We start from the raw sequence: 14,334 nt of genomic DNA on the forward strand, positions 1-14,334 counted from the left end.
ACGCCCACGCCCAGGAAGGAAAGGGTGGCCTCGGAGAGGATCAGTCCGCCCACCTTCATGGTGGAGAGCACAATGATGGTAGTTGCCACATTGGGCAGCACGTGTCGGAGGATGATCAGCGGATTGGGCAGTCCAATGACCCGGGCGGCATCTACGTACTCAATCTGCTTGACGGACAGGACCTCGGCCCGCACAGTGCGGATATAGCTGACACAGCCCAGAATGGTAAAGACGATCAGCAGCTTGTCCACACCCCGCCCGAACATGGTCATAATGAACAGGGCGATCAGGATGTCCGGGAAGGAGAGCAGAATATCGGCCAGGCGCATGATGACCGCATCCACCTTCCCGCCAAAATACCCGGAGATCAGGCCCAGGGTGATCCCCACCGCACAGGCCAGCAGCGTACCCACCACTCCGATAAACAGGGAGATCCGGCTGCCGTAGATGAGCAGGCTCAGCATATCACGCCCCTGGCTGTCTGTACCCAGAAGGAACCGGGAGTCACCGCCCTCAAGCCATGCCGGTGGCTTATAGGAATCGATCAGGGAGAGCCCCGCCACATCATAGGGATCCTGTGGGGCAAACAGGGGCCCGAAGATCGCAATAAGCAGAATCAGAACCACAATCACAGTACCGATCATGGCGGAGATATTGTGCCTGTAATTGAAGAAAAACTCTGAGCGGAGGAATTTTTTCAGCGCACCGTCCCGGGCGGCCTCTATCTGTTTTCTTTGTTCACTCATAGCGCATCACCTAAGCTCGATTCTGGGATCGATTATCGTGTAGAGCAGATCGACCACAAAGTTGATGAACACGAACAGCACGGTCGTCAGGCACAGGTAAGCCACGATCACCGGCCGATCCACCGAGTTGATGGAATCGATCAGCAGCTTTCCCAGACCGGGCCAGGAAAAGATGGTCTCGGTTACAGTGGTAAAGGCGATCAAGGAACCGATCTCCATGCCGAATACCGTAATGACCGGGATGAGAGCGTTTTTCAGAGCATGGCCAAACAAAACATTCCGCGTGGAGACACCTTTGGCGCGGGCGAATTTAATGTAATCCTGGCGCATATTTTCCATCACGCCGGCTCTGGTCAGACGGACCAGCGAGGCAATATTGGTAACCGAGAGCGTTACAGCGGGAAGAATGATGTATTTCAGACCACCCTGTACGAACAGGCTGAATTTCATACCAAGGAACGTGGCGGTTGGCCCTCGCCCCGATGACGGCAGCCAGCCCAAAAGCAGAGAAAAGACAAAAATCAGCACAATGCCAATGAAAAACGTGGGCAGTGAAATACCCAGAATGGACCCGCCCATAATCAGAGAACTGGATTTCCGCTTTGGGAAGGCGCCTGCATATACGCCCAGCGGAATGGAAATGACCAGCGCCAGAATCACGGAGACAAACACGAGTTCCAGGGTGGCCGGGGCCCGTTGCAGAATCAGGCCCAGGACATCCTCCTTATATATGTAGGAATCTCCGAAATCCCCGCGTATAGCATCAGATACAAATGTGATGTACTGCTCCCAAATCGGCTTGTTCAGTCCCAGCATCTCGCGTACCTGCTCCCGCACCTCAGGCGGCGCCTTGGGTGAAACGATCATGTTGACCGGATCACCGATGCAGTTGGCCAGTATAAATACCAGAATGGAGGAGATCAAAAGGGTGATCACCATCTGGAACAGCCGCTTTAAAATGTATTTAACCACGGAATCACCTCTACCAGTCGGAAACGACCCATTCAGCTGCCTTGTAAGAAGGAAGGGGAGGAGATTTCGCTCCCCTCCCCTTCCTGGTACACAGAATCAGAATTCAAAATCCCATGCCATAATATTGTCGCCCGCGCGGGGGGTATAGGTAATGCCTTCCCGGACGCCATAGATCTGATCCTTGAAGAACAGAGGCACATAGCCGGCTTCCTCACGGGAAATCGCGTCAGCCTGCTTTACCAGCTCGGCACGCTTGTCCATATCCTTCTCAATGGACGCCTGAGCCAGAAGCTCGTCAACCTCGGCATTGCTGTAATGGCCATTATTGCCCTCGCCCATGCCGTCGCCATAGGAGTGGATCATGTCGTTGAGGATGACCATGCCCTCACCGGAGGTATCGCTCCAGCCGCCGATGAAGCAGGAGGACTGCAGATCTTCCGGATTCACCTTCTCATAGAAGGAGGCGCGGGGCAGCAGGTTGACTTCCACGGTGATACCCACCTTGCCCAGATAGCTGGCGATGGCCTGGGCTACCTGATCGGCGTTGAAATCGCTGTCGCTGCGGGCATCGATACGCAGATTGAAGCCGTCGGCATAGCCGGCCTCTTCCAGCAGCTGCTTGGCGTAGTCGGGATCATAAGCAAGGCGTTCCATTTCGGGATCGTAGCCCACGCAGATCTCAGGCATGTAGGAGTTGGCCACGGTAGCATAGCCGTTGAGGACCGTATCAATGATGGTGTCAATGTCAATCGCATGGTAGATGGCCTGACGCACCTTCACGTTCATCAGCGGGTTGGGATCATCGGTGCCGGCAGAACCGGTCTCGTGATACTGGTCAAAGCCTACATAGGTGCAGGACAGGCTGGGGGCGGTGACGACCTGGATGCCCTCGGCGTTCTCCAGACGCTCCACGTCCATAACAGGAATGTTGCTGATAAAGTCCACTTCGCCGTTGAGAAGCGCGGTGGTACGGGTGGCGGCGTTGGTGATCACACGGAATTCCACGGTCTCGGCATCAGGCAGCTCGCCCCAGTACTCATCGTTACGCTCCAGCTTGATGCTGGACTCCTTCACATGTTCCACCAGACGGTAACGGCCGGTACCCACGGGATTGGCGGAGATCTCCTCGGGAGTCAGACCCTCGCAGGTTTCCTTGTCCAGCATCATAATCATGCTCAGACTGCCGGAAAACACAGGATAGGGGATCTTGGTCACCAGCTGGACGGTGTAATCATCGATCTTCTTGACTTCCTTGAGCCGCATCAGGTAAACGCCCATCTCCAGGGTGGGGTCGTTCATAATGCGCTCCAGGCTGAACACCACGTCGTCAGCGTTGAAATCATTGCCGTTGGAGAACTTCACGCCCTGACGGAGCTTGAATTCCCAGGTCACACCGTCGTCCAGGATCTCCCAGCTCTCAGCCAGGCCGGGGATACGCTCCAGATCAGTGGTATAGTCCACCAGGGGATCATACAGGTGAGCCGCGATCTGCTGCTCGGCGGAGCTGTCCTTCACGGCGGGGTCCAGGGAAACCACGTCGTTGACAACGCCGATCACCAGGCTTTTCTTTTCGGTCTCGCCGCCGCTGGTTTCAGTGCCGGGCTGCTGGCTGTTTTCGCCACTGGGGGAATCCGGCTGACAGCCGGTCAGTGACAGCGTCAGGAGCATGGCTCCCGCCAGCAACAGAGATGTCATTCTTTTCTTCATTTTGGGGCCTCCTTTTTCCTTTCTTTTTCTCATTTCCTGCTCTTTCTTATCTAAGCCTGCCCCCTTGCAAGCAAAATAAGACCTTTTTGCGGCAATCACAAAACAAATTTCACTATTTACTTTCACTCTATATTGCGTTAAAATATCTATGATAAAAAATTATACATTTGTGAAAATTAAATGTCAATACTTGTTTCGACACTTTTGCAACTTGTTGGAAAATGGATTTGAAAGGGGACGTGCGTGCAATGAAGTTCTATATGCTGTGCGACATTGAAGGGGTGGCCGGTCTGTCCTGCTGGGATGAGGCCAGGGCGTCAGGCAGCCTGTACCCTGCCATGGCCCGGGAAATGAGCCTGGAAGCGGCCTGCGTAGCCGAAAGCCTGCTAAGGTGCGGTGAGCATCAGATTGTGATCGAAGATGCGCACGGAGACGGACGGAACATCGACTGCAGCCTGCTGCCGCCTCAGACGACCCTGCTGCGCGGTCTGACCCACGAGATTTTTGGCAAGACAGGACTTTTCAACGAGTCGTTCGACGGTGTTCTGATGGTTGGATTCCATGATGCCGCCTCGTCTCCTCACAACCCTACCTCACACACCATGGTCAGCTCCCGGGTTTTTCAGTTGAAGGTGAATGGGACCCTTTGGGGCGAATTTGAAATGTTCGCCTATGCCGCCGCTTATCGCGGCGTGCCCACGCTGTTTGTCAGCGGCGATGACGGCGTGTGCGCCGCGGCGGAGCGTCAGATCCCCTCTGTAGTCACGGTGCCTACCAAAACAGGATACGGGTATGGTGTACTGACCAAGACGCCGGAAGCCGTACAGGCTCAGCTGGCTGAGCAGGCAGAAAAAATTCTGGACGCCGCAGGTAAAGTCAGACCTCTTTCCCTTCCGGAACACTTCCATGTGGAGGTGACCTATCATCATCATTACGATGCCTATGGCTGCTCCCATTATCCGGGAGCTGTACTGGTCTCCCCCACCACGCTGACATTTGATACCAATGATTACGGCGAGGTCCTCCGCTTCTTTTACTTCGTGTTTTGAAAGGCTGTGAAGTGGATATGCCAGACATTGCCTATCAATATCGAGGCAGCCTGGTGGACCAGATCCACCGGGGACACATTGTGGTGGCGGACCACAGAGGACGGATTCTTTGGCAGTGGGGCGACCCAGGCAGGCTCACCTTCGCCAGGTCCGCCGCCAAGCCCATCCAGGCTATTCCGGTGATTGAAAGCGGCGCGGCGGACCGCTTCGGCGTGACGGACGAGGAGCTGGCGGTGATTTGCGCCTCCCACAACGGGGAACCCATCCACATCCAGACCGTGGAGGGACTGCTGGCCAAGGCGGGCCTTGGGCCGGAGCAGTTGCGCTGCGGGGCGGAATACCCCATGTATGTCCCAGCGGAGGACGCCCTGAAAAAGGCGGGAGAGCCCCGGAAGGCCATCTACTGTGACTGCTCCGGCAAGCACGCCGGCATGCTGCTCACCGCCAGGCACCTGGGGGAGGCGCTGGACAGCTATGACCAGCCCCTTCACCCGGTACAGGCCCGGATCACCGCTGCCCTGCTGGACGTATGCGGCAGTTTCGCAGCCGAGCTGCACACCGCCATCGACGGCTGCGGTGTTCCGGTCCACGCCCTCCCTCTCTACCGTTTCGCACAGGGGTATGCCAGAATGTCCATACCGGACCTCTTCCCTGCCGGGCGTGCGCAGGCTGTCCGGCGGATCACCGGAGTCATGACCGAAAATCCCTATATGGTAGCAGGCGCCGAACGGATCTGTACGTATCTGATGGAACATTTTGGAGACCGGCTGTTCTGCAAGTCCGGGGCCAGTGCATTCTATGCCATTGGTCTGAAAGGCCGGGGAATCGGAATTGCAGTCAAGCTGGAAGATGGAGCCTCCTCTCTCATACCCTATGTACTCCTCCGCGTTCTGTATTCGATGGAGGTCATTTCTGCCGATGAGTTGGCGGGTCTGACGGAATATCAGGATATGAATATTTACAACAACCACCATACCCCGGTGGGCCGAACAGAGCTGGTCTTCCATCTCCAGCCCGGAGAAAGCGGGAACTGAGAAAGGAGCGGTGTGCCAATGGGAAAGGACCTTACCAAAGGGTCCGAGTGGCGGCAGCTGCTTGGCTTCGCGCTTCCAATGATGGGCGCTCAGCTGCTGCAGGTAACGTATTCCATGGTGGACGCCATTGTCGTGGGGAACTTCGTCAGTGCTGCCGCGCTTGGTGCCGTCAGCGTACCCGGGCCCATTATTTGGATCGCCAGCGCCATCGCATCCGGTATGGGTACCGGCACCAACATTATTGTGGCCCAGTATGTGGGCGCAGAAAAGCACAAGGAAATCCGTTCCGCCGTGGTTACATCCATTCTGTTTTGCGGCATCCTGGGCGCTGCGATCAGCATGATCTGCGCGCTGCTCTCCGGGCCCATTGTCCATTCCTTCCTGCAAACGCCTCCGGAGATGCAGCAGGATGCCGTGACCTACCTGGCTATTTACAGCATAGGCTTCTTCTTTCAGATGCTGTATCAGGTCTTTTATGGGATAACCCGGGCATTTGGGAACTCGAAGGCATCGCTGCTGTTCCTGATGGTAGCGGCGCTGCTGAATCTGGTCTTGGATCTGGGATTTATTATCGTACTGGATTGGGGTGTAGCAGGAGCGGCACTGGCCTCTGTTATCGCTCAGGTCGGCTCTGCGGCTGCGGCATTCCTCTACCTGACGGTAAAATACCCCTCTGTTTCTCCCGTAGCAAGCCGGGCCAGGCCGGATAAGCAGCAGCTCACCCTAATCATGCGTGTCAGCCTCCCTGTCACGTTTCAGATGGTGGTCCAGTCTGCCGGCTTTCTCCTGCTCCAACGCATGGTCAACTCCTTCGGCCCGGCCAGCATTGAGGGCTTTGCCGCCATGGGCAAAACGGAGGAACTGATGCACATCCCCATCATCTGCATCTCCACGGCGCTGGCCTCCTTTGTGGGACAGAACATGGGCGCCCAGCAGGTGGACCGGGCCGAGCGGGGGGTGCGCTTTGCTCTGTTCGGGATGCTGGGCCTGTCGGTGGCGCTGGGTCTGACCATGCTGCTGTGCGACCAGTATATCCTCCGGCTGTTCAACATCACCGGCGACTCCCTGCTCCGAGGTCGGGAGCACCTGGATGTCATGTGCCTGCTGCTGCCGGTATTTACCGCCAACCGGGTACTCAACGGGGCGCTTCAGGGTGCGGGAGACGTGCGCATCCCGGTGGTGTCCAGCTTTACAGACCTGGCGCTGCGCCTGCTGTTCACCGCCGGCCTGTCCCTGACGCCGCTCTCCTTCCGGGCGGTCTATCTCAGCACACCGCCGGCGTGGATCGCCGCCTGCCTGATTACTGTTCTCCGCTTCCGGCAGGGACATTGGAAGCGCATTCATGTCATCTGAGCTCCCCGGCCCGGCGGGTTATGGGACGGGCCGGGGCCGCATACAATGGGGAAGCGGGCATGGAAAGGGCGGTGGTTGCTTGCCCCATGGTCAGAAGCGGATTCTGCTCTGCCGCTCTCCTGTCCTCACCGGACAGGAGCGGCTGGAGCGGACCCGGGAAATCGGCCGGATGCTGTACGGGCTTTTTTCCAGCCACACAGGGAAGGAAGCAGAGAAGCCGCCGGAGGGATGACGGAATCCCTCCGGCGGCTTCTCCATGGAAGGGAGGCAGGCGCATGGTGGCTATTTATGCCAGGCAATCGGTGGAGCGGAGCGACAGCATCTCCATTGAGAGCCAGGTGGAGCGGTGCGCTCTGGAGGCAGGCGGGGCGGAATACCGGGTCTATACCGACTGCGGATACAGCGGGAAGGACACCCAGCGCCCCGGTTTCCAGGCCATGATGGCGGATATGCGCGGGGGCCTGCTGGAAAAGGTAGTGGTCTACAAGCTGGACCGTATCAGCCGTTCTATCCTGGACTTTTCCGCCATGATGGAAGTCTTTTCAGCCCACCATGTGGAGTTTGTCTCCACTGTTGAAAAATTCGACACCTCCTCCCCCATGGGCCGGGCCATGCTCAGCATCTGCGCGGTGTTCGCCCAGCTGGAGCGGGAGACCATCCAGCGCCGGGTGGCGGACGCCTATTTCTCCCGCAGCCAGCGCAGCTTTTACATGGGCGGGCGGGTCCCCTACGGATACCGGCTGGTTCCCGTCCAGTTGGGAGAGGTCCGCACCTCCCGATACGAGCCCGTCCCAGAGGAGGCTGAGGTGGTGCGGATGATCTACGCCCGGTACGCCGAGCCGGAATGCTCTTACGGCGACATCATCCGCGCCTTCCAGGCCGCCGGCATCACCAGGCGGGGAAAGCCCTGGGTACGGACCAGGCTGGCGGAACTGCTGCACAACCCCATTTATGTGCGGGCCGATCTGGACATCTACCGCTTTTATCAGGCCCACGGGGTGGTGATCGCCAATCCGCCGGAGGATTTCGCCGGCACCAACGGATGCTATTATTACAGGGACCGGCAGAGCACGGAACGCAAGCAGACCCACCTGGAGGGCAACCACCTGGTCCTGGCTCCGCACCAGGGGCTGGTCAGCTCGGAGCTCTGGCTGCGGTGCTGGGCCAAACGCCGGACAGCCGGCGGCGCCTGTCCTCACCAGAAGGCGAAAAACACCTGGCTGGCGGGCAAAATCAAGTGCGGCCTGTGCGGCTATGCCCTGGTTGACAAGCGGGGGTCTCTGCTTTGCTCCCACAGGTTGGAGACCGGGAGCTGTCCCGGGCCGGGAGGGCTGTCCGCGCTGGAGCTGGAAAATCTGGTTGGGCAGGCGGTACAGAAGAAGCTGGCGGAGGCTTTCCCCGTCCTCTCTCCCCCGGAGCCGGCAGCGGAGGCCGGCGCCCGCTTCCGGTATGGGCCGCAGCTGGCCCGGACGGAGCAGGAGCTGCGGGTCCTGTCCGGACGGCTGGCGGACGCGGACGAGGTGATGTACCGGTACCTCAGCCGTCAGATTCAGGCGCTGGACCTGGAGCGGGCGCGCCTTTCAGAGGCGCTCTCCGCCGGGGAGGCGCAGCGCCGGGACGGATTTCGCCGCCACCTGACCTGCTGGGAGGAGCTGGACTTCGCAGAAAAGCGCCGGGTGCTGGATCTGCTGGTCCAGGTCATTCGGGTCTCCGGCGACGCGGTGGAGATCCTCTGGCGGATCTGACCTTGCTCCGCTTGTACGCTTCGGGGAAGCGGTGCGGCTGGCCAAAGAGAAAATGGACCAGAAAAACGTCTACTTTACCAATCCCGCCTTTGACGGCAAGGCATAAAAAGGACCGGGGAGGCCTCAGGCCTCCCCGGTAAAGTGAGACGGTTTTTGGAGCGTCCGGTTACAGTGCGTCCCCCAGCTCCATGGCAAACAGGGCAGCGCCCAGCGCCCCGTTGAGCTGGGCCTGGCCGGAGATCCGCAGCTCGGCCCCCAGCCTCCGCTGGATGGCCTGGGCCACTCCCCGGTTTCTGGACACCCCCCCGGTCATCATATAGACCGGCTCACCCCCCAGCCGGCGGCAGAGGGCGCAGGTCTTGGCCGCCACCGACTCATTCAGGCCGTGGATAATATCCGCCCGGGATTTGTTTTGGGCGATGAGGGAGACCACCTCCGACTCGGCAAACACCGTACACATGCTGGAGATGGTGATCTCTTCCCGCCAGGTCAGTCCGGCGGTGCTCATCTCGTCCATGGACAGCTCCAATGTGCGGGCCATCAGCTCCAGAAAGCGGCCGGTGCCGGCGGCACACTTGTCGTTCATCACGAAGTTGATCACGTTCCCCTGCTCGTCCACCCGGATCACCTTGCTGTCCTGGCCGCCGATGTCGATGATGGTGCGCACCTCCGGGTCCAGAAAGTGTGCACCCTTGGCGTGGCAGGTGATTTCGGTAATGGACCGGTCCCCCTGCCGGATGGCGCCGCGCCCATAGCCGGTGGTGACGGTGGCGGAGAGGTCCTCCGGCCGCAGTCCGGCTTGGGCCAGGGCCTGCTCCAAGGCCCGCTCGGCGCCGGCGGCGGCTCCCGCCCCGGTGGGCAGGATCACCTGGGCCACTATCCGCCTCTCTCGGTCCAAAATGGCCACATCGGTGCTGGTGGAGCCGCTGTCAATGCCTACATAATACCCGTTTCCGCTCATAGTCCTCCTACCTTTCCGCTGCTCGGGGGGCGCCAGGCTCTCGGCAAAGGCCTCCAGCCGGGTGCGGAGCTGTCCGCTGCTCTGGAGGGTGTAATCCGACTCCACCTTCAGCATGGGTACCGTCAACTCCCGCCGCAGTGCGGCATATTCAAAGCCGTAGTAGTCGCAGAACTTCACCGTGTGATAGATGACCCCCTTCAGGTTGGGGTCCTGATACAGCCTTTTTCGCCCTGTTGCATCAGTCATGCGCATACAGGGCAGCTGCTCCAGCAGCTCTCCCCCGTACCACTCCATCAGCCCGTCCAGCCCGTCCAGCTCCTCCGGCGGGGGACACAGGCTCCGGTTGTGTACACAGGTGTCGTTGCGCACCGGCAGGGGCATGGCCGCTTCCATCATGGAGAACAGCGCGTCCCCCACCCGTCCCCCCAGAACGCTGAGATAGGGCTCAGCGGGCCGGTCGAGGGGCCGGAACGCCGCCCGAAAGCGAGCAGGCTGAAAGGTCGTCCCCTTGTAGGCGGCGTAGGCCGCCGCCAGCCGGAGCAGCTCCCCTCTGAGCTTCTCCCTGGCGCAGCAATCCCCGCAGTGGGGCAGGTCCATCAGGAACAGGAAGTCCAGCTTCCCGTGGGCCAGCAGCACGTCATAGACGCTGCGGATGGTATCGCAGCAGTTGGCCAGCACCAGCTCCCGGACCTCTCCCTCCAGGCAGGCCTCCAAAACAGCCTTGCCAAATCCGCAGAGGTTGGGGTGGCTTACCTCGTCGCTGCGGTCAAAGCGCTCCGGCATGTGGTCCAGCACCCGGCAGGTTCCTCCCAGGGCCTCCAGCAGCTCTACAGGGGTGTATTTGCAGATATACCAGGTGGTGCTCACACCCCTTCCCCCCTTTCCGCCCGGAGCAGTTCCACAAAGGCGTCCATCCGGGTGGCCAACTGGCCCTCGCCGCCATGGCTGCGGTCGCAGCCGTCCCCGTCCAGCACCAGGCAGGGCAGTCCGGCGGCCTCAAACTGCTCCTTAGCCAGCTGGGCGCCGCCCAGAGTGTGCTTGCACCCCCAGTGGCAAAACCACACCGCACCGTCCGCCCGCACCTGCCGGGCGACCTCAATCCCCCGCTGAATCCGCCGGGACACCGGGCCGTTGAAGGCGGAGTACACCACCCGGCGGGCCATGGCGTCATAGGGGCGGGCGGGGTCTGCCTGGACAAGTCCCTCAAAGCACATGTCACAGGCCACCACCTGCACCCCGGGATTGAAATCAGTGACTTTCCGGAGGGGTTCCACCCAAAAGGGAGTGGTGTGCATCCACAGCAGCCGTACCCCGGCGGCGGGAGGCGCCTTGGAGGCCTCCATCAGACAGCGGGCGGTATAGGCCTCTGTCTCCGGCGTACCCAGCAGGGTATGCAGGGCAAAGACGGAGAACATCTCCCCTGTCAGCTCCCCCAAAATCTGCCTGTCTCTGCGGAGGGTCATATACCGGTCAAACTGGTCCATGCTCCGCTGACTCCTGGCCACCGCCTGGCTCAGACGGTCCTCCGGGATGGGCCGGCCCGTCTGCCGCTCCACAAACCGCACCAGCGCCCGGAGCTGATCCGCCACATAGCGCACTCCCGCCTCGTCCGGCTGGTAGGGGACGTCCACCACAAACTGAGGCACCTGGAAGTATTCCGCCATGCGCCGGAAGGTGAGCAGGTTGGCGTCACAGGCCAGGGTGGTATTCAGAACAAAGCGGGGTTTCGGCATCAGCCCCTTCTCCGCCGCGCCGATAAAAATCTTGTGGTAGGAGCAGAAGGTCTCCGGCAGCCCTTCCCCCTCTGCGTAGCGAAGGAAGGTCTGCTCCGCCTGGGTTCCGGACAAAAAGCAGCCGAAGCCCTCGCAGGAGTAGGGATACAGCCCTGCCACCTGGAGCGGCTCACAGGGGAGAAACAGGCTGACCATGGCCGCCCGTTCCGGGTGCGCCAGGGGGGCGATCATGGAGGCCATGGTCTGGACCGCCGCCATCTGAGCCGCCCTGGTGGTGTGCCTGCCGGGCGCGGCCGTCAGCTGGAGCTTCTTGGCCCGGTAACCAAGGCACAGCAGGCGCCGGGCCAGCAGGGGGTCTTTCCCGCATACCTGCTGTACCAGTGCGCCAAAGCGGGTAACAATGTCTTCCATACAGTCTCTTCTCCCTTACGGCTTACAGGTGCCGCAGGGGGAATACCCCTGCTCCAGCAGGTCCTGGCGGGAGCCGGTGTAGTCCTGGCGGTTGGCGGGACTCATGCTCTCCACCCCAGGGCAGTCTGGCAGGTGGAACTTCATGGAGCTGGTGTTGAGCACATACGCCGCCGTCTCCTCAGCCGCCCCGGTGGTTTCCGCCGGGGTCTCCGCCGGCTGCGCCTCCGTCTCCAGCCAGCTCTCGCCGGTGGCGTAATCAATGACCACGCCGGGCTGAACGTTGTAGACGTAGACACAGAAGCACACGTCCGCGCCCCCGTCCTCCACGCTCTTGCCCTCCATCACCACGCCGCTGGCCAGGAGATTCTCCCCCTCGTAAATGGGAGTCACCCGGTAGAGCACATGGTTGTCCGTGTCCTGGACGTACTCGGCCACCAGATCCTCAAAGGGGAGCATCCCCTCCACGTTGAGATACCGGGTGCCGGTGATGAGGTTCTCCTCGTTGGCGTTCTCCCCGGACAGCTGATAGCCGATCAGGTGGCAGCGGTTATAGAGGTACTTCCCATCCACGCAGTCATACTTGACGGTGTGCCAGCCGGAAGGCTTTACCTGGCCGATGCTCCCCCGCTCCTCGGTGGGCATCAGGTCGGTCCCCACGTTGGCATAGGCGGTGCCGCAGCGGCCCAGCGCATCCAGCGGGCTGTAGGACTCGAAGGAATTGGTGGTGAGGTCCTCCTCCGAAAAGTCCGGCTGATTGTTGTTAAGCACCACATATGGCTCTCCCGAGTAGGCGGGTACCTCCTCCAGGGTGTAGGTCGGCACACTGGCGGTGGGGAGAAGCTGCTCACAGCCGCACAGCAGGGTACAGAGCAGGGCGGCGAGCAGCAGCCAGGCGCGGGTGGCTTGTTTCGTCATGGAGACAGCCTCCTTCCAATGGGTAATGGGATTCCTGAGCATTATAGCACATGCACTCCAGCTGTGACAAACCAAAATAAACAGCCGGTCCGCTTTGGCGGACCGGCACAGCTTGTCGAAAAACCTCCCCCGTAGAGAGCCTCGCAGAGTTCTGCCGCCCGCAGGCGACAGAATCAAAGTGAAATTCGTCATTTCCGGGGACATGTGCCTCGGAAATGACACTTCTCAGGACGGATCGGGTGACTATTTCGCAAGAAATCGAGGCCGATCCGTCCTGCAGCCTTTTGTTGGAAAAGGCCAACGGCCTTTTTCGACAGGCTCAGCCGGTCCGCTTTGGCGGACCGGCAATTTGCCTATTGGGGCCTTTCGGCACAGTATTCCCGCTTCAGCACAGCCATCAGGGCATGCAGACGCTGGTCCTTCAGGGAGTAGCGGACATACTGTCCCTGCTTTTTCGCCTGAATCAGCCCCCCTTCCCTCAGGCGATGAAGGTGCTGGGACAGGGCAGGGGCGGTAATATTCGGCACCTCTGCCGCCAGCTCTCCCACAGTCATAGGCCCCTCCATCAGGGCGCACAGGATGAGCAGCCGGTTTTCATTGGCCAGATGGGCCATCAGCTCCGCAATGGCTCCGGCCCGCGCCCGTATGGCCTCCCCATTCATTTGGCGCATCCCCCGCAGCCGGCGCAGTCTTTCGCCGCCTCCGGGCTGCCAGCCCGCAGGCGGCAGATCAGCTGGGTCATAGTCCCCATAGGGCAAAACACGCACCAGCTTCTGGGCTTGAACAGCACCATCACAATCAGCCCGATGAGGGTGGAGGTGAGCATGACGCTGTAAAATCCAAAGGCATACTGAGCCACCCAGGGGGCAAACAGCGTGCCGTGGTAGGCCCAGTGCCAGGGCAGCCGGAAGGTCCAAAGCAGCTTGACAAATTGCCCCAGGCTCTGCGCTCCGGCCCCCACCAGATAGGTGGTCCACAGCATCTGAAAGAACATGACGAAGAAAAAGACAAGAAAACCGTACCGGAAGGCCTTGCTCCGCATCCAGCGGGGCGTGGGCCTGTTCCGGGAGAGCTTCAGCCGCCCCCCCAAAAGGCCCAGAAACTGCCCCCGGTCACAGTAGCGGTTGCAGTAGAGTTTGCTGCCGCCGAATATGGCAATCAGCAGGGGCAGGCAGAAAAAAAGCATGCCCAGCCAGGCGAACAGGATGTTGAAAAAGCCCAACCCCAGGTAAATGGGCGTCACGATCCATAGGTAGTCGTACCAGTACTTTTTTCTGTTCACGCCTGTCCCTCCCGTTCTGTCAGTGAAATGGTACCCGCCGGACACTCCCGGACGCATTTCCCGCAGCCCACGCAGCGGGAAGGGTCTGCCTGCGCCGTCACGCCCCGCCACACGGCGATGGCGGAGAGTGGGCATACCTTCACGCAGCAGCCGCAGGCCACGCAGTAAGCCGGGTCTACCAGGGCAAAGCGCTTGGACGGCATAGTTGTATCCTCCAATAATTAAGTATTTAAGCAATTACTAATATATCAGACTGTGCCTGCATTTGCAAGCATTTTTACCGGTCTGCGCTGCGTGGATTGCGTAATTTTACGGTTTCTTTTATAATAGGGCCGAGGTGAACCACATGGATTACATAAAAATTGGGGCATCCATCCGGCAGCTGCGGCGGGAGCGGAATCTGACCCAGAAGCAGCTGGCGGAGGG

14 protein-coding genes are annotated in these 14,334 nt (G+C 60.2%); 5 read left to right on the top strand and 9 right to left on the bottom strand.

The window, feature by feature from the left end; genetic code table 11:
- The 3 genes from Q0J74_RS06775 to Q0J74_RS06785 form a co-directional block, all read right to left on the bottom strand.
- Positions 1 to 746, bottom strand: a 746-nt coding sequence (locus tag Q0J74_RS06775) for an ABC transporter permease (protein WP_297212540.1), incomplete at its 3' end; no start/stop codon positions are given.
- Between the two features lie 6 nt (positions 747 to 752).
- A complete protein-coding gene (locus Q0J74_RS06780) occupies positions 753 to 1,718 on the bottom strand; it encodes an ABC transporter permease (protein ID WP_297212542.1) in 966 nt (321 codons plus the stop codon).
- A 96-nt stretch (positions 1,719 to 1,814) separates the two neighbouring features.
- A complete protein-coding gene (locus Q0J74_RS06785; RefSeq protein ID WP_297212545.1) occupies positions 1,815 to 3,425 on the bottom strand; it encodes an ABC transporter substrate-binding protein in 1,611 nt (536 codons plus the stop codon).
- Between the two features lie 248 nt (positions 3,426 to 3,673).
- On the opposite strand from Q0J74_RS06785, the gene Q0J74_RS06790 reads away from it, so the two are divergent.
- From Q0J74_RS06790 to Q0J74_RS06810, 5 genes are all read left to right on the top strand, one after another.
- On the top strand, positions 3,674 to 4,474 hold the full coding sequence (locus tag Q0J74_RS06790) for a M55 family metallopeptidase (RefSeq protein WP_297212548.1): 801 nt from the start codon (positions 3,674 to 3,676) through the stop codon (positions 4,472 to 4,474).
- A 17-nt stretch (positions 4,475 to 4,491) separates the two neighbouring features.
- Positions 4,492 to 5,508 carry an asparaginase gene (locus Q0J74_RS06795; protein WP_297212551.1) on the top strand — a complete coding sequence of 339 codons (1,017 nt, stop codon included), beginning with the start codon at positions 4,492 to 4,494 and terminating at the stop codon, positions 5,506 to 5,508.
- An 18-nt stretch (positions 5,509 to 5,526) separates the two neighbouring features.
- The gene (locus Q0J74_RS06800) at positions 5,527 to 6,861 is read left to right on the top strand and encodes an MATE family efflux transporter (RefSeq protein ID WP_297212554.1); all 1,335 of its coding nucleotides are present in this window, start codon (positions 5,527 to 5,529) and stop codon (positions 6,859 to 6,861) included.
- A gap of 79 nt (positions 6,862 to 6,940) precedes the next feature.
- The gene (locus Q0J74_RS06805; protein ID WP_297212556.1) at positions 6,941 to 7,093 is read left to right on the top strand and encodes a hypothetical protein; all 153 of its coding nucleotides are present in this window, start codon (positions 6,941 to 6,943) and stop codon (positions 7,091 to 7,093) included.
- A 43-nt stretch (positions 7,094 to 7,136) separates the two neighbouring features.
- The gene (locus Q0J74_RS06810) at positions 7,137 to 8,606 is read left to right on the top strand and encodes a recombinase family protein (RefSeq protein ID WP_297212559.1); all 1,470 of its coding nucleotides are present in this window, start codon (positions 7,137 to 7,139) and stop codon (positions 8,604 to 8,606) included.
- A 166-nt stretch (positions 8,607 to 8,772) separates the two neighbouring features.
- Here Q0J74_RS06810 and Q0J74_RS06815 read toward each other — a convergent pair whose 3' ends face one another.
- The 6 genes from Q0J74_RS06815 to Q0J74_RS06840 form a co-directional block, all read right to left on the bottom strand.
- Positions 8,773 to 10,434 carry an acyl-CoA dehydratase activase gene (locus tag Q0J74_RS06815; RefSeq protein WP_297212562.1) on the bottom strand — a complete coding sequence of 554 codons (1,662 nt, stop codon included), beginning with the start codon at positions 10,432 to 10,434 and terminating at the stop codon, positions 8,773 to 8,775.
- Positions 10,431 to 11,711 carry a 2-hydroxyacyl-CoA dehydratase subunit D gene (locus Q0J74_RS06820; RefSeq protein ID WP_297212565.1) on the bottom strand — a complete coding sequence of 427 codons (1,281 nt, stop codon included), beginning with the start codon at positions 11,709 to 11,711 and terminating at the stop codon, positions 10,431 to 10,433. Before Q0J74_RS06820 ends, Q0J74_RS06815 begins: the two co-directional genes overlap by 4 nt.
- Positions 11,712 to 11,726: 15 nt before the next feature.
- Positions 11,727 to 12,626 carry a DNA/RNA non-specific endonuclease gene (locus tag Q0J74_RS06825; protein WP_297212567.1) on the bottom strand — a complete coding sequence of 300 codons (900 nt, stop codon included), beginning with the start codon at positions 12,624 to 12,626 and terminating at the stop codon, positions 11,727 to 11,729.
- A gap of 353 nt (positions 12,627 to 12,979) precedes the next feature.
- Complete coding sequence (locus Q0J74_RS06830; protein ID WP_297212570.1) at positions 12,980 to 13,288, bottom strand: ArsR/SmtB family transcription factor; 309 nt, start codon at positions 13,286 to 13,288, stop codon at positions 12,980 to 12,982.
- Complete coding sequence (locus Q0J74_RS06835; RefSeq protein ID WP_363315563.1) at positions 13,285 to 13,908, bottom strand: 4Fe-4S binding protein; 624 nt, start codon at positions 13,906 to 13,908, stop codon at positions 13,285 to 13,287. Before Q0J74_RS06835 ends, Q0J74_RS06830 begins: the two co-directional genes overlap by 4 nt.
- Positions 13,905 to 14,111, bottom strand: a complete 207-nt coding sequence (locus Q0J74_RS06840; protein WP_297212572.1) for a 4Fe-4S binding protein — start codon at positions 14,109 to 14,111, stop codon at positions 13,905 to 13,907. The genes Q0J74_RS06835 and Q0J74_RS06840 overlap by 4 nt, the downstream gene beginning before the upstream one ends.
- Positions 14,112 to 14,334: the final 223 nt, after the last annotated feature.

Origin of the sequence: uncultured Flavonifractor sp. (assembly GCF_944387675.1) — a bacterium.
Lineage (GTDB): Bacteria > Bacillota > Clostridia > Oscillospirales > Oscillospiraceae > Flavonifractor.